This window comes from Streptomyces sp. NPDC002324, from assembly GCF_053593335.1.
The window spans coordinates 77429-101038 of the sequence record NZ_JBSFCF010000010.1 but is presented as its reverse complement, the minus strand read 5'-3'; the positions used below and the strand labels follow the sequence as shown (position 1 = coordinate 101038).

The 23610-nt window shown below is 71.1% G+C and carries 17 protein-coding genes; 5 read left to right on the top strand and 12 right to left on the bottom strand.

The features are described 5' to 3' along the window. Positions 1-243: 243 nt before the first annotated feature. The 12 genes from ACWCRJ_RS16045 to ACWCRJ_RS15990 form a co-directional block, all read right to left on the bottom strand. Positions 244-1656 (bottom strand): malic enzyme-like NAD(P)-binding protein, encoded by a 1413-nt coding sequence (locus tag ACWCRJ_RS16045; RefSeq protein WP_450939850.1) that lies wholly within the window; start codon positions 1654-1656, stop codon positions 244-246. Between the two features lie 331 nt (positions 1657-1987). Further along, positions 1988-4294 carry a HelD family protein gene (locus ACWCRJ_RS16040; RefSeq protein WP_450939849.1) on the bottom strand — a complete coding sequence of 769 codons (2307 nt, stop codon included), beginning with the start codon at positions 4292-4294 and terminating at the stop codon, positions 1988-1990. Positions 4295-4398: 104 nt separating this feature from the next. Continuing rightward, the gene (locus ACWCRJ_RS16035) at positions 4399-5181 is read right to left on the bottom strand and encodes an anti-sigma factor family protein (RefSeq protein WP_450939848.1); all 783 of its coding nucleotides are present in this window, start codon (positions 5179-5181) and stop codon (positions 4399-4401) included. Between the two features lie 29 nt (positions 5182-5210). Then, positions 5211-5786, bottom strand: coding sequence for a sigma-70 family RNA polymerase sigma factor (locus tag ACWCRJ_RS16030; protein ID WP_013003188.1), 576 nt, complete (start codon positions 5784-5786; stop codon positions 5211-5213). 290 nt (positions 5787-6076) lie between these two features. After that, complete coding sequence (locus ACWCRJ_RS16025) at positions 6077-6697, bottom strand: CGNR zinc finger domain-containing protein (RefSeq protein ID WP_450939847.1); 621 nt, start codon at positions 6695-6697, stop codon at positions 6077-6079. A gap of 263 nt (positions 6698-6960) precedes the next feature. Next, complete coding sequence (locus ACWCRJ_RS16020; RefSeq protein WP_450939846.1) at positions 6961-8115, bottom strand: uroporphyrinogen-III synthase; 1155 nt, start codon at positions 8113-8115, stop codon at positions 6961-6963. A gap of 218 nt (positions 8116-8333) precedes the next feature. Further along, positions 8334-9716 carry a nitrate/nitrite transporter gene (locus tag ACWCRJ_RS16015; RefSeq protein WP_450939845.1) on the bottom strand — a complete coding sequence of 461 codons (1383 nt, stop codon included), beginning with the start codon at positions 9714-9716 and terminating at the stop codon, positions 8334-8336. Positions 9717-10285: 569 nt separating this feature from the next. Continuing rightward, a complete protein-coding gene (locus ACWCRJ_RS16010; protein WP_450939844.1) occupies positions 10286-10750 on the bottom strand; it encodes a helix-turn-helix transcriptional regulator in 465 nt (154 codons plus the stop codon). Between the two features lie 181 nt (positions 10751-10931). Further along, entirely contained in the window at positions 10932-11753 is an 822-nt protein-coding gene (locus tag ACWCRJ_RS16005; protein WP_450939843.1) for a hypothetical protein, read from the bottom strand. 164 nt (positions 11754-11917) lie between these two features. Beyond that, entirely contained in the window at positions 11918-13099 is a 1182-nt protein-coding gene (locus ACWCRJ_RS16000; protein ID WP_450939842.1) for an acyltransferase family protein, read from the bottom strand. Continuing rightward, positions 13096-15495: a glycosyltransferase gene (locus ACWCRJ_RS15995; RefSeq protein ID WP_450939841.1), complete on the bottom strand. Its 2400-nt coding sequence runs from the start codon at positions 15493-15495 to the stop codon at positions 13096-13098. The genes ACWCRJ_RS16000 and ACWCRJ_RS15995 overlap by 4 nt, the downstream gene beginning before the upstream one ends. Continuing rightward, a complete protein-coding gene (locus ACWCRJ_RS15990; protein ID WP_450939840.1) occupies positions 15495-16553 on the bottom strand; it encodes a hypothetical protein in 1059 nt (352 codons plus the stop codon). The genes ACWCRJ_RS15995 and ACWCRJ_RS15990 overlap by 1 nt, the downstream gene beginning before the upstream one ends. Positions 16554-17195: 642 nt before the next feature. Here ACWCRJ_RS15990 and ACWCRJ_RS15985 point away from each other — a divergent pair. The 5 genes from ACWCRJ_RS15985 to ACWCRJ_RS15965 are packed head-to-tail and all read left to right on the top strand — an operon-like array spanning position 17196 to position 23591. After that, entirely contained in the window at positions 17196-18488 is a 1293-nt protein-coding gene (locus ACWCRJ_RS15985; protein WP_450939839.1) for an ABC transporter substrate-binding protein, read from the top strand. Then, the gene (locus ACWCRJ_RS15980; RefSeq protein WP_450939838.1) at positions 18485-19456 is read left to right on the top strand and encodes a carbohydrate ABC transporter permease; all 972 of its coding nucleotides are present in this window, start codon (positions 18485-18487) and stop codon (positions 19454-19456) included. Before ACWCRJ_RS15985 ends, ACWCRJ_RS15980 begins: the two co-directional genes overlap by 4 nt. Then, positions 19453-20274: a carbohydrate ABC transporter permease gene (locus tag ACWCRJ_RS15975; protein ID WP_450939837.1), complete on the top strand. Its 822-nt coding sequence runs from the start codon at positions 19453-19455 to the stop codon at positions 20272-20274. Before ACWCRJ_RS15980 ends, ACWCRJ_RS15975 begins: the two co-directional genes overlap by 4 nt. A gap of 24 nt (positions 20275-20298) precedes the next feature. Then, positions 20299-22581 carry an alpha-xylosidase gene (yicI, locus tag ACWCRJ_RS15970; RefSeq protein WP_450939836.1) on the top strand — a complete coding sequence of 761 codons (2283 nt, stop codon included), beginning with the start codon at positions 20299-20301 and terminating at the stop codon, positions 22579-22581. Next, a complete protein-coding gene (locus ACWCRJ_RS15965; RefSeq protein WP_450939835.1) occupies positions 22578-23591 on the top strand; it encodes a LacI family DNA-binding transcriptional regulator in 1014 nt (337 codons plus the stop codon). The genes yicI and ACWCRJ_RS15965 overlap by 4 nt, the downstream gene beginning before the upstream one ends. The last annotated feature ends 19 nt before the right edge of the window (positions 23592-23610 follow it).

The window sequence follows — 23610 nt, the reverse complement described above, 5'->3', positions numbered from 1 at the left end:
ACCCGGGTCCGTCGTCAGACCCTCGCGCCCAGAAACGCATCCTGCACTCACCTGCGGCGGGAAAGCCAATCCAGCACCCCTGGGAGTCACACGAATACCCCTGGGAGTCACATGCACACCCCTGGGAGTCGTGGCAGGCCTGAGCTTGGCCGCCACACTAAAGGGCGGCACAAGCCCTCCGGCCCCGCGACGCGCCGACGGCGCGGGGCGTGGCAACCGTCACAGCGACGGCCGGCGGCGGGTTCAGGCCGACGCCGCCGCCTTCGCGGCCTCGCGCACCGCCCCGGCGACCGCGCCCGCGACCTTGTCGTTGAAGACGCTCGGGATGATGTAGTTCGGGTTCAGCTCGTCCTCGGTCACCACGTTCGCCAGCGCGCTCGCCGCGGCGAGCATCATCTCGGTGTTGACGGTGCGGGACTGGGCGTCGAGGAGACCGCGGAAGACACCCGGGAAGACCAGCACGTTGTTGATCTGGTTAGGGAAGTCCGAGCGGCCGGTGGCCACGACGGCCGCCGTCTGCCGGGCGACAGCGGGGTCGACCTCGGGGTCGGGGTTCGCGAGCGCGAACACAATGGCGTTGTCCGCCATGGCGGCCACGTCGTCGCCGTCGAGGACGTTCGGGGCGGAGACGCCGATGAAGACGTCGGCCTCGCGCACGGCCTCCTTGAGGGTGCCCGTGAGGTTCTCGGGGTTGGTGTTGTCCGCGATCCAGCGCAGCGGCGAGTCGGCGGCGGCGTCGACCAGGTCGGCGCGGTCGCAGTGCACGACACCGTGGATGTCGGCCACGACGGCGTTCTTCACACCGGCGGCGATGAGCAGCTTGAGGATGGCCGTACCGGCCGCGCCGGCGCCCGACATGACGACGCGGATGTCCCCGATCGCCTTGCCCGCGACGCGAAGTGCGTTGGTGAGGGCGGCGAGAACGACGATCGCCGTGCCGTGCTGGTCGTCGTGGAAGACGGGGATGTCGAGGGCCTCGCGCAGGCGGGCCTCGATCTCGAAGCAGCGGGGCGCGGAGATGTCCTCCAGGTTGATGCCCGCGAAGCCGGGGGCGATGGCCTTGACGATCTCGACGATCGCGTCGGTGTCCTGGGTGTCCAGGCACAGCGGCCAGGCGTCGATGCCGGCGAACCGCTTGAAGAGGGCCGCCTTGCCCTCCATGACGGGCAGCGCGGCCTTGGGGCCGATGTTGCCGAGGCCCAGCACGGCGGAGCCGTCCGTCACGACCGCAACGGAGTTGCGCTTGATGGTGAGGCGGCGGGCGTCCTCGGGGTTCTCGGCGATCGCCATGCAGACGCGGGCCACACCGGGCGTGTAGATCATCGAGAGGTCGTCACGGTTGCGGATGGGGTGCTTCGACGCCATCTCGATCTTGCCGCCGAGGTGCATCAGGAACGTACGGTCGGAGACCTTGCCGAGCGTCACGCCCTCGATGTGCCGCAGCTGCTCGACGATCTCGTCGGCGTGGGCGGTGGAGGTGGCGGCGATGGTGACGTCGATGCGGAGCTTCTCGTGGCCGGATGCGGTCACGTCGAGGCCCGTCACCGAGCCTCCGTGGGACTCGACGGCTCCGGTGAGCTGGGAGACCGCGGTTCCGCTCGCGGGCACCTCCAGCCGGACCGTCATCGAGTAGGAGACGCTGGGCGCCGTTGCCATGGCCGACTTCCTCTGCTTTCGCGTACTTCTGCTACTGCGTTTGCTGCGTTGGGCCGTCCGATCGTCGCACCTACCGCCGGGTAGGCGTTAGCCGTCCGGGGTTGAGAACGTTTTGTTCTCAACGAGAAGAGGTCCACGTCACATTCGACGTGGACCTCTTCGTACGTTCAGTGGCACCGACCCGCCATGCTCGCCTCGCGGCAAGTGGTCGCTCGTAGCGACGAAGGTTGGGCCCGGGGGCTTGGATCGGGCCGGTGCCACCCCCAAGGCTAACAGGCGCCCCGGAGTTCGGGGAGTTGCCGATGCGCCGACGGGTGCGGGTGGGGGGACATCAGTCCCGGAGGAGGTCCGGGACTCCGTTCGCGTCGGGGTCGTCCCGCTCCGCCGACACGACCGTCAGCTGTTGGGTCGCCCGGGTGAGCGCCACGTACAGCACCCGCAGCCCCGCCGGGGACTCGTCGGCGATCTCCGCCGGGGAGACGACCACGGTGGCGTCGTACTCCAGTCCCTTCGCCTCCAGGCTGCCGAGGGCGACGACGCGGTCGCCGAGGCCGGCCAGCCAGCGGGCGGCCTCGTCGCGGCGGTTCATGGCGACGACGACTCCGACCGTGCCGTCGACGAGGTCCAGCAGGCGCGCCGCCTCCGCGCGGACCGTGCGGGCCAGGGTCTCGCGGGCGGCCGTGACGAAGCGCGGCTCGACGCCGGTGGAGCGGACCGCCGAGGGGGACTCGGAGCCCGGCATCGCCAGCGCGAGCACCTTGGCCGCCAGTTCGGCGATCTCGGCCGGGTTGCGGTAGTTGACGGTGAGGGTGAACCGGCGGCGCGGGCGGCTGCCCAGAGCCTCGTCTCGGGCCTCGGCCGCCTCGTCCGGGTCGGACCAGGAGGACTGGGCGGGGTCCCCCACGACCGTCCAGGTGGCGTGGCGGCCGCGGCGGCCCACCATGCGCCACTGCATCGGGGTGAGGTCCTGCGCCTCGTCGACGATGACGTGCGCGTACTCGGTGCGCTCCTGCGCCAGCCGCTCGGCCCGCTCCCGCTGGGTCTCCTCGCGGACGGGCATCAGCTCCTCCAGACCCGTGAGCTGGTCCAGGGGGTCGAGGTCGCGCTTCTTCCTGGGGCGGGCCGGGACACCGAGGACGGCCTGGAGTTCGTCCAGTACGGCGACGTCGTGGACCGAGAGGCCCTCCCGTTTCAGGGAGCGGGCGACCCGGCGGACCTCGCTCGGATTCAGGATGCGCCGGGCCCAGCGGCCGAGGCGGCGCTCGTCGGACATGGCCGCCAGCACGCCGCGCGGGGTCAGCTCGGGCCACCAGGCGTCGAGGAAGGCGATGAAGTCGTCCTCGCTCGTGATGTCCTCGTCGAAGGAGGAGCGCAGCTCGGCGGCCAGCTCCGGGTCGCTGTGCCGGCCCGCCGCCCCCGACCGGGCCCACAGGGCGTCGAGGAGGAGCTTGCGGGCGCGGGGGCGCAGCAGGTTGACGGGGGCCGTGCCGCCGAGCGCGTTCTGGCGGACGCGGTCCAGTTCGGGGGCCTCCAGCTCGATACGCCGGCCGAAGGCGACGACCCGCAGGCGGGTGGGCGCGTCGCCGGACTCCAGGGCGCCCCGCGCGGCCTTCCGCAGCACCTTGAGCATGCGGTACGAGCCCTTGGCCCGGGCCACGGCCGGGGAGTCGTACAGCGTGGCCCCGACGCCGCCCGTGTCCTCGGCCAGTGAGCCGATCGCCCGGATGGCGACCTGGCCCTCCTCGCCGAGGGACGGCAGCACGCCCTCGGTGTAGGCGACCAGCAGCGGGGTCGGGGAGACGATCAGGATGCCGCCCGCGTACCGGCGCCGGTCCTGGTAGAGCAGGTACGCCGCCCGGTGCAGGGCGACGGCCGTCTTGCCCGTCCCGGGGCCGCCCTCGACGTAGGTCACGGAGGCGGCGGGGGCGCGGATCACCAGGTCCTGTTCGGCCTGGATGGAGGCGACGATGTCGCGCATGGTGTGGCTGCGGGCCTGGCCGAGGGCGGCCATCAGGGCGCCGTCGCCGATGACGGCCAGCTCACCGCCGTCGAGGGAGGCCTTCAGCTCGGGGCGCATGAGGTCGTCCTCGACGCCGAGCACCCTGCGGCCCTTGGAGCGGATGACCCGTCGGCGGACGACCCGGCCGGGGTCGACCGGGGTCGAGCGGTAGAAGGGGGCGGCGGCCGGGGCCCGCCAGTCGATGACCAGCGGGGCGTATTCCGAGTCCAGGACCCCGATACGGCCGATGTGGAGGGTCTCGGCGATGTCGGCGGTGTTGTCGGGGCGGACGGCGCCCTCGGCCGGTTCGACGGCGGTGTACGCGCCGTCGGGGCCCTTCTTGCCGTCCTTGCCGAGCAGCAGGTCGATACGGCCGAACAGGAAGTCCTCGAACTCGTTGTTCAGCCGGTTCAGATGGATGCCGGCGCGGAAGACCTGGGCGTCCCGCTCGGCGAGTGCGCCGGGGGTGCCGACCTGGCCGCGCTGGGCCGCGTCGTTCATCAGGAACTCGGCCTCGTGGATCTTCTCCTCGAGGCGCCGGTACACCCGGTCCAGATGTTCCTGTTCGACGCCGATCTCCTTCTCACGTACCGAGTCGTGAGCGGAGTCGAGCGTTTCCTGCTGAACCTGAGCGGCCACCCGGGCCCCCTTCTGACGTGCTGGGCAGCCGTCCACCGTACGCGAAAAGGACCCCGTCAGGCTATGTGCCCGACCGGGGTCCCTTCACCACGTGTTCCGACGTGTCATGCCTTGACCGAGACGAGCTTCTTCCCGCTGAAGGTCAGAACCTCGAAGTGGTCGATCTGGTCCGGCGTGAAGGCGGCACCGCCGTGGGTGTAGAGCGGCTCCTTGGCCTGCTCGGTCTTGGCGTTCTTGATGCCGTAGCCCCACTTCGGAACCGACCAGGAGGTGACCGTCTCGCGCTCGCCGTTCTTGCCGACGGCGATGAGCGAGCACTTCTCCGGACCCTTGACGTTCTTCAGCTCCAGGACCGCGTGCGTGCCCCAGGCCTTGGGCTCCATGGCGATCGTGGCGCTGACCTGGGTGGCCGCGTCGGTGCCGGAGACCTTGTCCTTGTCCGCCATCTTGACGAAGGCGTCATGGGCGGGGCTGGCGACCTGCTCCGTGTTCGAGTCGCCGCCGCCCGTCGTCGCGAAGACGGCCGTCGGGCCGCCGACGATCAGGGCGACGCCCGCCGCCAGCATGAAGAAGTTGCGCCGGCTCTTCTTCGCGCGGTGCTGGACGACCTCGCCGACCAGTCGGTCCGCGAGTCCGGTGGTCGGTTTCGCGGACAGGGACTCGCCGATCGCGGGTGTGCCCTGAGCGGCGGGCAGGTCCGCGAGCGCGGCCAGCATCGGTTCCATACCGGCCAGCTCGTCGAGCTGCTGGCCGCACCACTCGCATGTGGCGAGGTGGATTTCGAACTGTGTGGCCTCGGCGTCGTCCAGTATCCCGAGGGCGTACGCGCCGACGGTCTCGTGGATGTTGTCGCCGGAACCCTGGGCTCCTTGCACAGATCCGGGCATTCCCGGTCCATACCCCCCGTAGATGTTGCTCATGCCGTCACCCCGCGCTCCTCTAGAGCCAGCTTCATCGACCGCAGGGCGTAGAACACCCGGGAGCGGACGGTGCCACTGGGGATGCCAAGCGTCTCGGCCGCCTCATTGACCGTACGCCCTTTGAAATAGGTCTCGACCAGGACTTCCCTGTGAGCAGGGGTCAGGTCGTCCAGCGCGTCCGACAGTGTCATCAGCCACAACGCCTTGTCGATCTCGTCCTCCGCGGGGATGACCTCCAGCGGCGACGGGTCGACCTCCTGCGGCCGGGCCTGCCGGCTGCGGTGGCCGTCGATGACGATGCGACGTGCGACCGTCACCAGCCAGGGGCGTACCGATCCGGTCGCTCGATTGAGCTGACCGGCGTTCTTCCAGGCCCGGATGAGAGTTTCCTGCACAACGTCCTCGGCGCGCTGGCGGTCGCCCGCGACCAGACGCAGCACGTACGCGAGCAAGGGTCCAGCGTGCTCGCGGTACAGCGCGCGCATCAGCTCCTCATCAGGCTCTGAGGGCTGCGATGCGCGATGTCGTGCCCTGTGCGGGCGTTCATCGGCCACAGCGGAATCCTTGCGCACGGCTACCTCCGGTGTCCGGGGGTTCCCCCAGTCGGTCGCTCACATCGGGATACGTAGGTAACCAGTTGTGTGTTCAGAGTTGAGCCACAACTTTCTCGATTAAACGCGGTACCGGTGGGGCAAGTGGGGGACAAGTGGTCCCATATCCGCGCTTAAACCGGCACGCATGGACGGGAATTGTGAAGACACCCGCGCCGCGATGTGAAAAACAGCACTGCTGCTTCTTTACGCCGACCTGACGTTTGCCCAACTGTCGGGGTGGGTACGGCGGCTGGGCATTTCTGCCCCGACTAGGCGCGGGCCAGGGCCGCTCGGCGTCGGTGGCGGGCCACCCGCTCGCGATTGCCGCAGATCTCGCTGGAGCACCAGCGCCGGCGCCGGCCGCGGGAGGTGTCGACGTACACGATGGGGCAGTTGTCGCCCGCGCACCGGCGCAGGCCGGTGCGGGCCACCGGGTCGGTGAGCAGTTCCACGGTGTCGCGGGCGATCAGGGCGAGCAGGGCGGCGCAGTCGGGGGTGTGGTCCAGGGCGCGGGTGAGAGTGCCGTCGCCCGTGCGGACGGCCCGGGGTGCCGGGACGGGTGCGCACGCCAGGTCGTTGACCCTCGCCAGGGACAGGTCGAAGGGGCGGGAGTCGGGGGCACGGTCGGGAGCGAAGGCGGGAGCGGGAGCAGAGGCGGGGGCGCGGTCGGGATCTTCCCGGACCAACTGTCCGATGTGTCCGCGTAGTTCCCTGAAGTCGACCAGCCAGTGCGGGGTGATGTGGGCGAGGGGGGTGCCGTCGGGGACCAGGCGGGCGGCGGTGATCCAGGTGCGCAGCCCGTCCGGGGAGTCGAGTTGTTCCTCGGGGTGGGTGGTGGCGAGGAAGTCCAGGCAGAGGTGGCCGCAGTCGAAGCGGGGGGTTTGTTCCATGGGGCTGTCACCGCCGTGGGGTTGCCGGCCGGCAGGGGTGCGCTGGGGAGGTGCGTACCCCTTACAGTGCCTGGGCTCACTCCGTGCGGGAAGCCTCCGGGGTGCGGGGGATTCCGGTCGCCCCCGCCGCCCCTACCCGTCCCGTCCCAGGGGCTGCGCCCCTTCGACCCCCAGCCGCGGGTCCGGTGGGGGCTGATCGCGCAGTTCCCCGCGCCCCTGGGAAGCAGGGGGCTGCGCCCCACCGCTTCCCAAAACGCAGCCCCCTACGCGTCGTACTTCGTGTCCGCCGCCGGGTCCAGGGCCAGGCGGTAGCCGCGTTTGACCACCGTCTGGATGAGTTTGGGGGTGCCCAGGGCTGTGCGGAGGCGGGCCATGGCCGTTTCGACGGCGTGTTCGTCGCGGCCCGCGCCGGGGAGGGCCTTGAGGAGGTCCGAGCGGGGGACGACCCAGCCCGGCCTGCGGCACAGCGCGCGCAGCAGGGACATCCCGGCCGGGGGGACGGGGCGGAGGTCGCCGTCGACGAGGACGGCGTGGCCGCGGATCTCCACGCGGTGGCCGGCGATGGGCAGGGTGCGGGCGCGGCCGGGGAGTTCCTGGCAGAGGAGCTGGACGAGGGGGCCGAGACGGAAGCGCTCGGGCTGGACCGTGTCCACGCCGTGGGCCTGGAGGGGCAGGGCCGTCACCGGGCCCACGCAGGCGGGGAGGACGTCGTGGTTGAGGGCGTTGAGCAACTCCGGGAGCAGGCCCCGGTCTTCGGCGCGGGAGAGCAGGGAGGCCGCCGCCGGGGCGCTGGTGAAGGTGAGGGCGTCGACGCCGCGGCCGATCGCCGAGTCGAGGAGGCGGTCCACGGGGGTGATGTCCTCGGGGGGCATCCAGCGGTAGACGGGGACGCCCACGACCTCGGCCCCGGCGGCACGCAGGGACTCCACGAAGCCGGGGAGCGGTTCGCCGTGCAGCTGGATGGCGAGACGGCGGCCCTCTACGCCGTGCTCCAGCAGCCGGTCGAGCACCTCGGCCATGGACTCGGAGGAGGGGGACCACTCCTCCGTGAGGCCGGCGGCCCGGATCGCGCCCTTCACCTTCGGTCCGCGCGCCAGGACCTCGACTCCCCGCAGGCGGTCGAGGAGCGCCTCGCCGAGGCCCCAGCCGTCCGCCGCCTCGATCCAGCCGCGGAAGCCGATGGCGGTCGTCGCCACCACGATGTCGGGTGCCTGGTCGATCAGGCCCTTGGTCGCGGCGAGCAGTTCGCTGTCGTCGGCGAGCGGCACGATGCGCAGGGCGGGCGCGTGCAGGACCGCGGCGCCGCGGCGCTGGAGGAGCACTCCGAGTTCGTCGGCCCGGCGGGCGGCCGTGACCCCCACGGTGAAGCCCGCGAGCGGCCCGTGTTCCGGCTGCGCTGTTCGATCCATCCGATCCATCAGAACCGTCCTGTCTGGTCGATCGGGTCGATCTGATCGCTCGGGTCGCTGCTGTTCGTCGTACATGGCTCTCGTCCCGCAGTCGAATCGTTGCCCTCGGTACGGTGGCACGGACTGGTGCGCCCCCATGCCGAACGAGCCTGTCAACGACGCGTGACAGGCTCGGTTCGGGTTGATGTCGCTGGTGTTACGTCGCACGTGTCACGGCATGGGCGATGTCACACCTCGGCGTAGCTGAGCTGCGGCTTCGCCTCCGTCGTCGTCGCCTCCGCAGAGGTGTTCGAGGCCGGGCGGCGAAGGTATACGGCCCAGGTCACGGCGAAGCAGAGTCCGTAGAAGGCGAGGAAGCTGACGAAGGCGCCGGTGCCGGAGCCGACCGTGAGGAAGGACTGGCGGAAGGCCAGGTTGATGCCGAGGCCGCCGAGTGCGCCGACCGCGCCGATGATGCCCATGGTGGCTCCGGAGAGGCGGCGTCCGTAGGCCGCGGCCTCCTCGCCCTCCAGCCCCTTGGCGAGGGCCTTGGCCTGGAAGATGCCCGGGATCATCTTGAAGGTGGAGCCGTTGCCCAGACCGCTGAGGACGAAGAGCACGATGAACGCGGTGGTGAACAGCGGCAGCGACTTCTGCATGGAGGCGATGACGATGACGCCGGTGGCGCCGGCCATGGCGACGTAGTTCCACAGGGTGATCTTGGCTCCGCCGTACTTGTCGGCGAGCGCGCCGCCCACCGGCCGGATCAGCGAGCCGAGCAGGGGGCCGATGAAGGTGACGTACGCGGACTCCAGGGGCGTACGGCCGAACTGGGTCTGCAGGACCAGGCCGAAGGCGAAGCTGTAGCCGATGAAGGAGCCGAAGGTGCCGATGTAGAGGAAGGACATGATCCAGGTGTGGGCGTCCTTGACGGCTTCCTTGGCGGCGCCGGTGTCGTTCTTCAGCTCGGCGATGTTGTCCATCTTGATCCAGGCGAGGACCGCGGCGATCACGATGAAGGGGATGTAGATCCCGAGCAGGACGCGCGGACCGCCGCTGGCGCCGATGACGGCGAGACCGATGAGCTGCACGACCGGGACGCCGATGTTGCCGCCGCCCGCGTTGAGACCGAGCGCCCAGCCCTTCTTCCGCAGCGGGAAGAAGGCGTTGATGTTGGTCATGGAGGAGGCGAAGTTGCCGCCGCCGATACCGGCGAGCATCGCGCAGACCAGGAACGTGTTGAACGACGTCCCGGGCTCCATCACTACGAAGGCCGCGACGGTGGGGATGAGCAGCAGGCTCGCGGAGACGACCGTCCAGTTGCGTCCGCCGAAGAGTGCCACCGCGAAGGTGTACGGGATGCGGACGATGGCGCCGACCAGCGTGGCCATCGAGACGAGGAAGAACTTGTCGGCCGGGGTGAGCCCGTACTCGGGGCCCATGAACAGCACCATCACCGACCAGACGGTCCAGATGGAGAAGCCGATGTGCTCCGAGAGCACCGAGAAGATCAGGTTGCGGCGGGCGACCTTCTCGCCGGTCTCGTTCCAGAAGGCCTCGTTCTCGGGATCCCAGTGCTCGATCCAGCGGCCTCCCCTGCTTGGTGCGGGGGCAGTGCTCGGGGCTGTCATGACGCCTCCACGTTCTCCGGGCTCAGATGTTGCGATACGGGGATGAGGGGTGATGAGTCCCGAAGGTAGGGAGAGCGCGTTTCCTGTTCTGTGGCACCGGGTGACCGGAAGGGAACTTCGCTCTCACGGATGCGGGGACCGGTCGGTGAGGAATCGGTGAGCGGGGCGTCATACCCGGTGGTCGTGCCGCCTTCGGCCAGATCCTCATGCCAATGTACGGGCACCGGGTGCCGTCGCTCAGCGTGGCGAAGACCACAGGCATCCACGCCGGGCGCGCACGGGAAGCCACCGCCGGGACGATCGACTCCGCCGGCTGGACGGGGGCGGGTGCCGGTACGGCCGGGGGGCGGGCGCCGGAACCGCCGGGGGGCGGGGGCGGGCGCCGGAACCGCCGGGATGGGTCACGTGCCGGTACGGCCGCGGGGCGGGGGGCAGGTGCCGGTACGCCTGGGGAGCGGGGTCGAGTGCCGGAACCGCCGGGATGGGTCACGTGCCGGTACGGCCGCGGGGCGGGGGGCAGGTGCCGGAACCGCCGGGGCGGAGCAGGTGGCGGTACGGCTGGGTCGGGGTCAGGTGTCGGTGTGGCCGTCCGTGCCCGTCTCCGGAGCGGCCGGGGCGGGGGCCGTGCCGAGTCTGAGCTGTTCGGTGATCCGGACGAAGGCCGCCCGGAGGTGTTCCGGGATGCCGAGCGCGGTCGCCGCCTGCTCGGCGGAGAGCGTGTGGCCGCCGGGGGCCGTGCCGGTCCTGGGTGGCTCCGGCGCCTGCGGCAGGTCCTGCTCGGTGAGCTTGCCCGAGCGGATCAGGACGTCGCGGACCGGAATGCCGAGCGCGCGGGACAGGCCCCGCATCGTCTCCAGATCCGGCATGCTCCGGCGCTGCAGCAGCCGGGTGATGGCCGCCCGGTGCACCCCCGCGTCCTCGGCGAGCTTGGTCCTGCCGCCGCCGCGCGGGCTGTCGAGGTCGTACCCACGGGCCCGCATCACGCCTTCGATCCAGGCCGCGAACCCGTCGATGTGCTCGGCATCGCTCCTCATGTGTGAACGCTCCCCGTCTCTCCTTTCCCCTCAGTCGCCGCCGCCCGGCTGCGGGTTGCCGTCGGTCCGCCATGACCTCGACCCTCGCTGCCCGGGCGCCCAACGGGAGGTGGCCGCCCCGGAGGCGGAGCGGCCACGCGTCTCGGCGGGGACGACAGGCCCGCGCCCGTCGGACGAACGGTCAGCCCGACGCCTCGCCCACATAGCTGAGCGTGTCCGTGCCGCCGGCCTCCCAGGTGATGACCACGTCGTCACCGGAGCGGCGGACCGTGGCGAAGGTGACGTCGTCCTCGCTGACGTCCTTCGAGGCCATGGGGGTGAGGGCCATGCGGAAGTTGTTGTCGTCGCGGTACTTGCCGACGCCGGTCATGATGCCCTTGCCGCCGACCATGTCGATGTAGGACAGCGGGTGCTGGCCCTTGGCCTCCCCGGCGGTCTGCTCGGCGCCGATCGTCAGGGTGCGGGCCTCGTCGTCCTGCCACTGGCCCTCGACGCCCTTGGCCGGCGCGGTGGTCGACCCCCCGTCGTCCAGACCGCCGTCGGGCGTGTCGGTGGCCTCCTCCGTGGCCACGTCGGTGGCTTCCTCCGTCTCGGCCGGGCTCTCGGACTCGGTGGCCGTGGCCGACGCGCTCGGCCCGGGCCTGGCCGTGTCGGTGTCGTCCCCGTCGCTGGTGAGGAGGAAGATGCCGCCGCCGATCACCGCGAGCGCCGCCACGGCGGCCACGATGATCAGCGCGATCTTGCCGCCACCACCGGAGGGCGGGGGCGGGGGCGGGTAACCGCCGTACTGCGGGCCGTAGTTGGGTGCCCCAGGCGCCCCCGGCCCGCCCGGCGCCCCGTACGGCGGCTGTCCGCCGCCCCCGTACGGCTGCTGCGGAGCCGTCGCGTACGGGTTCGGCGGCTGGCCGGGAGCCTGGCCCGGGGACCCGTAGGGTCCCGGGTACGGCTGCTGCGGCGGCTGGGAGCCGTACCCGTCGTACGGCGGGCCGGGAGGCTGAGTCATCGGCGGGTGTCACTCCTTGAGTCGCTTCGGCGAGGCACGCAGTGCGCGGAACACCTGCCTCCAGCGAGCCCAACATCCACCACCCGCTCAGTCGCACGCAAGTGCGTATCCCGGTGTGTTACCGGGTCAATACATGTCCGAGCACACGTAACCGGCCGCCCGGGTCAGGACCTGCTCCCGGCCCTCCCGGCATCCCCACTCCGCGGCCACAACCGCGGCCTGCGCCGGGCCGCCAGATCCTCCGCCCAGCCGAACGCGACGACACAGGCGACGACCAGCAGCCAGGTGAGGGCCAGCACGGGCCAGACGCTCTCCAGCAGCCACGGGGCGTGTCGTTCGAGGAACACCACGTCCCACAGCCGGTCCCACTGGGTCGCGGCGATCATGATGCAGGTGGTGTGCCAGAGATAGATCGTCACCGCGCGGGAGTTGAGGAAGGTGATCACCCCGTCCCAGCGGCGCAGCCGGGGCGGCCACCGCGACCACGACGGGCTCAGATGCAGCAGTAGCGCCACCGCGGCGACGGACCACAGGGACTGGGCGAACGGCATGTCGTCCAGGTCGTGGCCCTGGCCGTAGTCGTGGCGCAGGGCGTACCAGAGGCCGAAGAGGGCGACGGCCGGGGCCACGGACGGCACGACGTACCTCGGCAGGCGCTTGAGGATGCCCTCCTGGTGGGCCATGCCGAGGAGCCAGCAGGCACCGAACGTGGTGAAGTCCGTGAAACCCGAGGTGAGCCGCTCGCCGGGGACGGCCAGCCAGCCCAGCTCGAACACCGCCGCCAGGGCGAGCGGCGCGAGGACCGTCACCACCGGCGCCTTCCGCAGCGCGCGCAGCAGCACCGGGGAGAGCACGACGTACCAGATGTAGGTGCGGACGTACCAGAGGGGCCCGGCCAGTTCCACGGCCCAGTCGGCGCCGATGAGGCCGTGCACCCCGGGCAGGCCGTCGGCGTACGGCGGCTCGCTGACCGGGAGGATCCAGAACGCGAGGTGGAACCACCACCAGAGGGGGTGCCAGTACGGATCCGGCGCCCAGCCCTGGGCCACCATCCCCGTCACGCCGACGACGCCCAGCAGCCACACCGGGGGCAGCAGACGGCGCAGCCGGCCCCGGATGACCCCCAGCGCCGGACGCTTCAGCGAGCGCGCCATGAGGTTGCCGGCGAGCGCGAACATCACGCCCATGGAGGGGAAGACCAGCGGCAGCCAGCTCCAGCCGGCCAGGTGGTAGAGCACCACCCGGAAGATGGCGAGGGCGCGGAGGAGGTCGAAGTAGCGGTCCCGGCCGGAGACGGCCGGGGCGGCGGGGGTCCGAGGTGCGGAGTCCTGGGTGAGGGTGCTCATCCGACCGGCCTCCGCTCTCCCGACGGCTGCCCCGACGGCTGCTGCGGCACTGCGGCGGCCGCCTGTTCCTGCGGTGCGCCGGGCAGCCCCACGGCCCCCGTCCGCCGCAGCTTCTGCCAGCGCAGCCGGCCGCCGGTCAGCGCCGTGATCCACGACTGCAGCAGGACGACGTACATGAGCTGGCGGTAGAGGATCTGCTGGAGCGGGAGCGAGATCAGATGGGTCATGCGCTCCTTGTCGAGGTGGAACGCCAGCGCCGCGCACACCACCTGGACGGCCAGGACGCCCAGCCAGGCACCGACCGTCTTCTCGGTCGGCCCGAAGACCAGGCCGTAGAGCAGGAAGACGTCGATGAGCGGGGCCAGCAGCGGGGCCACGACCATGAACAGCGACACCAGCGGCAGGCCGACGCGCCCGAACCGGCCCGAGGGGCCCCGGTCGAAGAACGAGCCCCGGTGCTTCCAGATCGCCTGCATCGTGCCGTACGACCAGCGGTAGCGCTGCGACCACAGCTGCTGGACGGATTCCGGGGCCTCGGTCCAGGCGCGCGCGTTCTCGGCGTAGACGACGTGCCAGCCGTCGCGGTGCATGGCCATGGTGATGTCGGTGTCCTCGGCGAGGGTGTCCTCGCTCATGCCGCCGACGCGTTCGAGTGCCGTGCGCCGGAACGCCCCGACCGCGCCGGGGATCGTCGGCATGCAGCGCAGGACGTCGTACATCCGGCGGTCGAGGTTGAAGCCCATCACGTACTCGATGTGCTGCCAGGCGCCGATCATGGTGTCGCGGTTGCCCACCTTGGCGTTGCCGGCGACCGCGCCGACCCGGGGGTCGGCGAACGGCTGGACCAGCTCGCGGACGGTGGACGGTTCGAAGACCGTGTCACCGTCCATCATGACGATGATGTCGTGGCGGGCGTTGGCGATGCCCCGGTTGAGGGCGGCCGGCTTGCCCGCGTTGAGCTGACGCACGACACGGACGCCCGGCAGGTCCTTGCCCAGTTCCTCGACGATGCCGGCCGTGCCGTCGTTGGAGCCGTCGTCGATGACCAGCACCTCGATGGGATGGTCGCTCGCCACCAGTGAACGGACCGTCTTCTCGATGCACTTGGCCTCGTTGTACGCCGGGACGAGCACCGACACCGGTTCCGTGACGGGCCCGTCCGTGCCCCAGCGGAAGCCACGGCGCCTGACCTTGCGGGCGTGCGCGATCGACAGGATCAGCATCAGGCCGAAGCGGGCGAGGACCAGGACGCCGACGACCGCGAGGGCGACCACGAGGACGCTCGTCGTCTTCTCCGACACCTGCACCAGCGTCACCCACACCTTGCCCTTCACCAGGCCGAGGCCGGTGACCGGGGTGTGCGCGCTGGGCGCGTCCAGGGCGCCGGTGAGGGTGTCGAACGTGTAGCCCTCGGCCTGGAGTCCGCTGATGTACCGGTCCAGCGCGGCGACGGTCTGCGAGCGGTCGCCGCCGGCGTCGTGCATCAGCACGATGTGCCCGTCACCGCGGCGCTCGGGCGTGGCCCGGCGGATGATCTCGTCGACGCCGGGGCGGGCCCAGTCCTGGCTGTCGGTGTCACTGACGACGGTGATGTAGCCGCGGCTGCCGATGTACTGCGTGACCGGCCACGTCCGGTTGTCCATCCGGTCCGAGAACGAGGAGTACGGCGGCCGGAACAGGGAGGTGCGGATGCCCGCGGCGCCCGCGAGCGCGAGCTGGTTCTGGGACAGCTCCCAGTCGATGCGGTCCTTGCTCTGGAGCGAGAGGTCCGGGTGGTTGAAGGTGTGCAGGCCGATCTCGTGACCCTCGTCGACCATCCGCTGGACCAGGTCCGGATAGCGCGAGGCCATCGTGCCGGTGATGAAGAAGACGGCCTTGGCGTCGTGCTTCTTCAGCATGTCGAGGACCTTGGGGGTCCACGTGGGATCGGGCCCGTCGTCGAACGTCAGGACCAGCTCGTGATCGGGGATGTCCAGGGTGATCCGGCGGCCCGAGCGGGTGTCGATCACGGGCCCGCCCTTGAGTATCTTCTTCGGCACCCGGTCGTTCGCCACCGGCGGCCCGACCCGGTGGTCCGCGAGGATCTCGCTGTGCACGTATCCGCGCAGCATCAGCATGGCCATCAGGGCGAGGAGCAGCACGCAGGGCAGCAGATAGCGCAGCGGCACGCGGCGTCCGGAACGCTTGCGCGTGCGCTTACGCGGGCTCTTGCCGACGCTCTTGCTCAAACTCGGGCTCCGGCTCGGGCTCGGGCTCGGTCCCTCGGCCGTGTCGCCCGCCGGGTCGTCGGCCGTGCCGCCCTCGGGGACTTCGGGGACCTGCGGTGCTCGCGGTGAGCGGGTACGGCGGGGGGCGGCGGCACGCGAAGGCGTGCCGCCGCGCTTGGAGCGGGTCATCAGGCGGGGCTCTCCGGGTTCTGCGGGTCCTGCGGGCCCGACGGCTCCTGCGGGCTCTGCGAGTCCTGCGGCGTCGACGGGGCGGGCTCGACGGGCGCCGGGGACGCCGGTCCGTCGGCGACGGTGTCCGTGCCGGAGCCCGGACCCGGGTCGGGTGAGCCGGTCTCGGAGGGCGAGGGCGAGGGCGGGGGCGGCTCCGCGGGGCTGGGGTCCACCTTCGGCGGCTCGGGCGCGGGGGCGGACGGCTCGGGGTCCTTCGCGCCGCCGCTCGGCTTCGGCTGCGGCTTCGGCGTCGCCTTGGCGCTGGGCCCGGCCGACGGCTCGGCGCCGGCGGACTTCTCCGGCTGCTTCGCCCTGCCGGACGAACCGGCCGGGGACTTGGCGCCGGGCGAGGACGTCGCTCCCGTACGGCCCCCGCCCGGACCCGCGTCCGGTACGAAGCCCTCCGCCTCGTCGGACCGGTCGTCCGACTCGGCGGGCAGCGGGGGCGTGTCCACCTTGCCCGCCGGTTTGTCGTCCTTCTGCATCGGCACCGGCAGCCAGGGCGCGTCCGAGTTGCCCGACACGAGGGTGCCGACGATGACGACGGCGTACGCGGCGCAGGCGGTGCCGACGGCGATGCCGAGGCGCCGGTAGAGGTTCCGGCGGCGGCCCGACTCGTCCACGAAGACCGGGCCGTCGGAGTCCTGAGCGGCGCCCGCGGCGTCCCCGTCCTTGCCGGCGTGCCTGCCCTGGCCCTCGTCCACTTCGCGCCCCACACCGTCGAGTTGCACGGTCACCTCGTGCGGATCGTGATGACGGCCCGGCTGGTCGGGCTGTTCCCAGGGCGCCGGGACGACACCCGACAGGGCCCCGGGCGCACCGGAGGCGGTCGGCTGCCGGGGCACTCCGCTCGCTCGGCCCGGCCGGGTCCGGGAGACGGATCCCGTTCTGCCGGCGGCCTCGGGCCAGACCACCTCGCCGCCGGAGCCACTACCACCAGGGCCTGGACCGAGGCCTTCACCTTCGCCGTCGGTCCGCTTCGGCTGAATGCCGTTGGGCCAGTTGTCGACGTGCACGCACTTCCCCCCACGGGATCGTTCCGGGCGCGTGTTCGATGCCGGGCTGTCGCACTTTCCTGTACCGGACCGGGCCCCCACCCGATCCGGGGCGCCCCGCCCATCACACGCACCCTGGCCAACGAATGTATGGGTGGGAAAGATGTGTATGTGTGTGCTGTCAGGTGAAGGTCATCATGATGAGTGCATCTGTGGGCGAAATCCCCCCGTCCTCCAGATCTGCCAGCCATAATCCCGCCCCCGCCACCACGACCCCCACCCGGCCATCGACTCCGGCTCCGGCCGGCCACATGGCACGAGCGGGCATGCCGCCACGCCCCGGCGAAGGCCAAGCTCACCGCGTCGCCCGACAGCGGGGGCGGCGAGGCCACGACCGGGACCGAGCATGCCTGGTGCCCCCCGCCCGCGACCCGCTGCACTGAAACTCGCCGTCCCACTGAGGCCGGAGCGGACGCGGCAACCTCGCCCCCACCGCCTCCCCCACACCCGCGGCGCCCCCACGCCTCCGGAGGCGGATCCCGTACGCCCCATTGACGCATCCCCGGCCCGCCCCTACCTTCCGTCGAAGCGCTTCGACTTCATTCATCGAAGCGATTCGACGGCACCTTTCGACGATCCATCCGACTCCCCCGGAGGCGCAGGATGTTGACGGCACGAAGGCGTACGGCGGCGGCCGCGGTGGCGCTCGGTGGAGCGCTGCTCCTGGTTTCCTGCGGCGGTTCGGACAGCGGCGGTGGCGACGGGCGGACCCTCCGCCTCTGGCACTACGAAGGTCCGGACAGCGCGATGGGCGTGGCCTGGAACGCGGCGATCAAGGAGTTCGAGAAGACCCACCCGGGCGTCGAGGTCGAGTTCGAGGAGAAGGGGTTCGAACAGATCCGGAAGACCGCCCCCATGGTCCTCAACTCCTCCGACGCGCCCGACCTCATGGAGTACAACAAGGGCAACGCGACCGCCGGGCTCCTCTCCAAGCAGGGGCTCCTCACCGACCTCACCCCGCAGGTGAGCGCGCGCGGCTGGGACAAGAAGCTCAGCGCGGGCGTCCGTACCACCAGTCGCTACGACACCGACGGCGTCATGGGCTCCGGCGCCTGGTACGGCGTGCCGAACTACGCCGAGTACACGATGGTCTTCTACAACAAGGACCTCTTCGCCGAGCACGGCATCGAGGAACCCACCACGCTCGCCGAACTCACCGCCGCCATGGACGAGTTCGTGAAGGCGGGCATCACCCCGCTCGCCAACGCCGGCGCCGAGTACATGGCGCAGCAGTACCTGTACCAGCTGGCGCTGAGCAGGGCCGACCGTGACTGGGTGGACTCCTACGAGCTGTACGAGGGCGAGACCGACTTCCACGACGCCGCCTGGACGTACGGGGCCGAGACCTTCGCGGACTGGGTGGAGAAGGGGTACATCGGCGAGAAGTCGACCGGGGCGAAGTCCGAGGACGCGGGCGTCTCCTTCATCCAGGGCAAGGCACCGATCCTGTTCTCGGGGAGCTGGTGGTACGGCCGGTTCCAGGCGGAGAACACCTTCGACTGGGGAACCTTCCTGTGGCCCGACACGAACCTCACGCTCGGCTCCGGCGGCAACCTCTGGGTCGTCCCCAAGGGTGCGAAGAACAAGGAACTCGCCTACGACTTCATCGACATCACCATGTCGGAGAAGATCCAGAACCTGCTCGGCGACAAGGGCGGTGTCCCGGTGGCCGCGGACCCCGACGCCATCACCGACCCCCGGGCCAAGAAGCTGATCGCCGACTTCAACACCCTCTCCGAGAAGGACGGCCTGGCCTTCTACCCGGACTGGCCGGTCCCCGGCTTCTACGACGTCCTCGTCTCCGAGACCCAGAAGCTGATCACCGGCGACGCCGACCCGGACGCCTACCTGGACGCGATCGGGAAGGCGTACGAGAAGGACGTACCGAAGCGATGACGGTGACCGTGGAGCGGGGGCGGGCGGTCGCCAAGGAAGGGCGCGACGGCGGCACCCGCCGGCCCCGCGCCGACCGTGACTCCTACGCGCTGTTCCTCCTGCCCGGCGCCCTCGCCTTCCTCGCGGTCGTCGTCGTGCCGTTCCTGATGAACACGGGGGTGAGCTTCACCGACTGGCAGGGGGTCGGCGACCCGGAATGGTCGGGGCTCGCCAACTACCGGGAGCTGCTGGACGACTCCGCGTTCTGGGCGTCGTTCCGGCACAGCCTGTTCATGGTGGTGGCGATGGCCGCCGTGCCGACCGCGCTCGGGCTGGTCCTGGCCGCCGCCCTGTTCGACTTCGTCGGCAAGCACTTCGGCAGCCGGGTCACCGCCGTGCTGCGGGCCTGCTTCTACCTGCCCCAGGTGCTGCCGATCGCGGTGGCGGGCATCGTCTGGAGCTGGATCCTCGCCCCCGAGAACGGCTCCCTGAACGAGCTGCTGCAGGCGGTGGGGCTCGGCGGATGGCAGCAGGACTGGCTCGGCGACCCCGACCTCGCCCTCTACACGGTCATGGCCGTGATGGTGTGGGTGCAGCTCGGCTTCCCGCTGGTCGTCTTCATGGCCGGGCTGCAGCGCGTCGACCCGGCGCTGTACGAGGCCGCCGAGCTGGACGGCGCCGGCTGGTGGCGCCGCTTCCGGCACATCACGCTGCCGCAGATCCGGCCCGAGATCCATGTCGTCCTGCTGTGGTGCACGATCGCCGCGCTGAAGGTGTTCGGCGCGGTGTACGTCCTGACGAAGGGCGGCCCCGGCGGCGCCACCGACGTGCCGTCCTACTTCTCCTTCACCACGTTCTTCGAGAAGACCCAGGTCGGCTACGGCGCCGCGATCTCCACCGTCCTGACCGTGATCGTCCTCGCCCTGGCCCTGGTCGGCCTGAGGCTCCAGACCCGAGCCGAGGACGCCGAGGAGGGAGCACGCACATGACCGCCGTCCGCCGCTACCCCGTCCTCGTGGCCCTCTGCGTCGCCGCCCTCTTCATGGTCGTCCCGTTCCTGATCGTGGCCGTCAACGCGGTGAAGTCCCCGGCGGAGTATTCGCGCGGCGGCCCGCTGAGCCTCCCCGACGGCCTCTACCTCGACGGGCTGAAGGACTTCTGGCAGCGGGTCGACTACAGCCGGAAGCTGTTCAACTCGGTGCTGATCAGCGGCTCGGTGGCGGTCCTGGCCGTCGTCCTGTCCGTGCTCAACGCGTACGCGATCGGCATCGGCCGGGTCCGGGGCCGCACCTGGATCCTCGCCTTCTTCGTGCTGGCGAACATGCTGCCGCAGGAGGCGCTGGTCTACCCGGTGTACTTCCTCGCCAAGGAGGCCGGCCTCTACGACACCCGGCTGAGCGTGGTCATCGTCTTCACGGTGATCCAGGCGGCCTTCGGCACCTACCTCCTCTCCTCGGTCCTCGGGCGGTTCCCCCGCGAGATCGTCGAGGCGGCCCGGATCGACGGCGCGAGCAAGTGGCAGATCCTGTGGCGGATCGTCGTCCCCGTCAGCCGGCCCACGCTCGGTGTGCTCCTGGTCTTCTTCTTCATCTGGACCTGGAACGAGTTCCTGCTGCCCCTGGTGATGCTGATCTCCAACGACAACCAGACCGTCTCGGTGGCCCTCGGCGTCCTCCAGGGCCAGCGCCTGATGGACGCCACGATGACCAACGCGGCGGCCCTGCTCGGCCTGCTCCCCGCTCTCGTGTTCTTCCTCCTCTTCCAGCGCACGCTCACCCGCGGCATCGCGGTCGGAGCCGTGAAGTAGGCCCCGGAAAGGAACCCCCCACCCATGAAGTTCACCGACGGCTACTGGCTGCTCCGCGAGGGCGTCACCGCGGCCCATCCGGTCGAGGTCCTCGACGTCACCGCCACGGACGGCGCCCTGCGGATCCACGCCCCCACCCAGCCCGTCCGCCACCGCGGCGATCTGCTGAAGGGACCGGTCGTGACGATCGACGCGCACGCCCCGATGCCCGACGTCATCGGCGTCACCTTCACCCACTTCGAGGGCGAACGGCCACACGGTCCGCGCTTCGAGCTGACGACCGAGGAGTTCACCCCGCACACCTCCTACGACGACGAGCACGCCACCCTCACCGCCGGGGAGCTGTCGGTCCGCGTGTCCCGCACCGGCCCCTGGCACATCGACTTCCTCGCCCACGGCCGCACCCTCACCACCAGCGGCCCCAAGTCGATGGGCATCATGCGCGAGGCGTCCGGCGCCCACCACCTGCGCGAACAGCTCAACCTGGGCGTCGGCACCTCGGTGTACGGCCTCGGCGAACGCTTCGGCCCGCTCGTCAAGAACGGCCAGGTCGTCGACGTCTGGAACGCCGACGGCGGCACGGCCACCGAACAGGCCTACAAGAACGTGCCGTTCTATCTGACCGACGCGGGCTACGGCGTCTTCGTCGACCACCCCGGCAAGGTGTCCTTCGAGGTCGCCTCGGAGGTCGTGTCGCGGGTGCAGTTCAGCGCGGAGACCCAGCGGCTGACGTACTACGTCGTCTACGGCCCCACCCCGAAGGAGATCCTCCGCAAGTACACGGCCCTCACCGGCCGCCCGGCCCTGCCGCCCGACTGGTCCTTCGGCCTGTGGCTGTCGACCTCCTTCACCACCTCCTACGACGAGGAGACGGTGACCTCCTTCATCGAGGGCATGCGGGAGCGCCGGCTCCCCCTGTCCGTCTTCCACTTCGACTGCTTCTGGATGCGCGAGTTCCAGTGGTGCGACTTCGAGTGGGACCCCCGGGTGTTCCCGGACCCGGAGGGGATGCTGGCCCGCCTCAGACGACGCGGCCTGCGGGTCAGCGTCTGGATCAACCCGTACATCGCCCAGCGCTCACCGCTCTTCGCGGAGGGCAAGGCCCTCGGCCATCTCCTGCGCCGCCCGGGCGGCGACGTCTGGCAGTGGGACCTCTGGCAACCGGGCATGGCCCTCGTCGACTTCACCAGCCCGGCGGCCCGCGAGTGGTACGCGTCGAAGCTGGAGGCGCTGCTCGCCCAGGGCGTCGACTGCTTCAAGACCGACTTCGGCGAGCGGGTGCCCCTGGACGTGACCTGGTCCGACGGCTCGGACCCGGAGCGGATGCACAACTACTACACCTACCTCTACAACCGCACGGTCTTCGACGTCCTGCGCAAGCACCGGGGCGAGGGCGAGGCGGTGCTCTTCGCCCGCTCGGCGACCGTCGGCAGCCAGAGCTTCCCCGTGCACTGGGGCGGCGACTGCGAGTCGAGTTACGAGGCGATGGCCGAGTCGCTGCGCGGCGGGCTGTCGTTGGGGCTGTCGGGCTTCGGGTACTGGAGCCACGACATCGGCGGCTTCGAGGGCACCCCGACCCCCGCCCTCTTCAAGCGGTGGATCGCCTTCGGCCTCCTGTCCTCCCACAGCCGTCTGCACGGCTCGTCGTCGTACCGGGTCCCCTGGCTCTTCGACGAGGAATCGGTGGACGTCCTGCGCGAGTTCACCCGGCTGAAGCTCAGCCTGATGCCCTACCTCCACGCGGCCGCCCGCACCGCCCACACCGAGGGCGTCCCCATGATGCGCGCGATGGTGCTGGAGTTCCCGGACGACCCGGGCTGCGCGCATCTGGAGCGCCAGTACATGCTCGGCCCCGACCTCCTCGTGGCCCCCGTCTTCAGCGACGAGGGGGACGTCACGTACTACGTCCCCGACGGCACCTGGACCCGCTTCCCGGACGGCGGGACGGTCACCGGGCCCCGCTGGGTCCAGGAGCGGCACGACTTCACCAGCGTGCCCCTCCTGGTCCGGCCGGGCGCGGTCGTCCCGGTCGGCGCGGTGTCCGACCGCCCGGACTACGACCACGCCGACGGGGTCACGCTGCGTGCGTACGGTCTCGCGCACGGGGCCCAGGTCACCGTGCCGGTGCGTGACGTGACCTTCACCGTCGTACGGGAGGGCAGGGTGCTGCGGGCGTCGTGCGACGACCCGAGGGCTCCCTGGGGGCTCGCGGCCGGAGGCCGGGAGGTCCGGGCGGAGGCGGGCACGGGCTTCGTGACGATGGACCTCGCCGGGCAGTCGGACGCCGTGGGAACGGGGCCGGCGTGACGGTGAAGATCACGGACGTGGCCCGGCACGCGGGCGTCTCCCCCAGCACCGTCTCGTACGCGCTGAGCGGCAAGCGGCCGATCTCGGCGCAGACGCGGGCCCGGGTCGAGGCGTCCATCCGCGAGCTGGGCTACCGTCCGCACGCGGGCGCCCGGGCGCTGGCCAGCAACAAGTCGAACGTGCTGGCGATGGTGGTGCCGTTCCGGGCCGGGATCCATGTGCCGGTGGTCATGCGGTTCGCGGTCTCGGCCGTCACCGCGGCGCGCGCGCACGACCACGACGTGCTGCTGCTGACGCAGGAGGAGGGCGAGGAGGGTCTGCGGCGGGTCGCGGACTCGGCCCTGGTGGACGCGTTGATCGTGATGGACGTCCGACTGCATGATCCCCGGCTGCCGTTGCTGCGCTCCCTGGACCGCCCGTCGGTGCTGGTCGGTTTCCCCGCCGATCCCTCCGGCCTGACCTGTATCGACCTGGACTTCAGGACGGCGGGCGAACTGTGCGTGGAGCACCTGGCCGGGCTGGGGCACCGCGTGGTGGCGCTGATCGGCTCCCCGCCCGAGGTCTACGTCCGTCAGACCTCCTTCGCCCAGCGGGTCGTCCAGGGCTTCACCTCGGCCGCGACCCGCAACGGCATGTCCTCCACGGTCCACCCCTGCGAGGCCACCCCGGCGGCCGCCCGGGCGGTGGCGGAGCGCCTCCTGCGCGAGCAGCCGGCGCTCACGGGTGTGGTCATCCACAACGAGGCGATCCTGGACCCCCTCGTCGACGCCTTCGAGCATCTCGGCCTGCGCGTCCCGGCCGACCTCTCGGTCACCGCGCTCTGCCCGGACGACCTCGCCGCGAACCTCCGGGTCCCCCTCACCTCCATCGCCATCCCGGCGGCGGAGGTGGGCGAGCGGGCGGTCGCCCTGCTGATGCGGAAACTGGACGGCGCCTCCGTGCCCGAGGGGACACTGCTCCCGCCCCGCCTGACCGTCCGGGCGAGCACGGCCCGCCGGGTCGCGGGGTGACGGGGTACCGGTTCACGAC

Coding starts and splice junctions, on each gene's coding strand:
- ACWCRJ_RS16045 (WP_450939850.1), bottom strand. CDS start 1,656: ATGGCAACGGCGCCCAGCGTCTCCTACTCGATGACGGTCCGGCTGGAG.
- ACWCRJ_RS16035 (WP_450939848.1), bottom strand. CDS start 5,181: ATGCCCGGATCTGTGCAAGGAGCCCAGGGTTCCGGCGACAACATCCAC.
- ACWCRJ_RS16025 (WP_450939847.1), bottom strand. CDS start 6,697: ATGGAACAAACCCCCCGCTTCGACTGCGGCCACCTCTGCCTGGACTTC.
- ACWCRJ_RS16020 (WP_450939846.1), bottom strand. CDS start 8,115: ATGGATCGGATGGATCGAACAGCGCAGCCGGAACACGGGCCGCTCGCG.
- ACWCRJ_RS16015 (WP_450939845.1), bottom strand. CDS start 9,716: ATGACAGCCCCGAGCACTGCCCCCGCACCAAGCAGGGGAGGCCGCTGG.
- ACWCRJ_RS16010 (WP_450939844.1), bottom strand. CDS start 10,750: ATGAGGAGCGATGCCGAGCACATCGACGGGTTCGCGGCCTGGATCGAA.
- ACWCRJ_RS16005 (WP_450939843.1), bottom strand. CDS start 11,753: ATGACTCAGCCTCCCGGCCCGCCGTACGACGGGTACGGCTCCCAGCCG.
- ACWCRJ_RS16000 (WP_450939842.1), bottom strand. CDS start 13,099: ATGAGCACCCTCACCCAGGACTCCGCACCTCGGACCCCCGCCGCCCCG.
- ACWCRJ_RS15995 (WP_450939841.1), bottom strand. CDS start 15,495: ATGACCCGCTCCAAGCGCGGCGGCACGCCTTCGCGTGCCGCCGCCCCC.
- ACWCRJ_RS15985 (WP_450939839.1), top strand. CDS start 17,196: ATGTTGACGGCACGAAGGCGTACGGCGGCGGCCGCGGTGGCGCTCGGT.
- ACWCRJ_RS15980 (WP_450939838.1), top strand. CDS start 18,485: ATGACGGTGACCGTGGAGCGGGGGCGGGCGGTCGCCAAGGAAGGGCGC.
- ACWCRJ_RS15975 (WP_450939837.1), top strand. CDS start 19,453: ATGACCGCCGTCCGCCGCTACCCCGTCCTCGTGGCCCTCTGCGTCGCC.
- yicI (WP_450939836.1), top strand. CDS start 20,299: ATGAAGTTCACCGACGGCTACTGGCTGCTCCGCGAGGGCGTCACCGCG.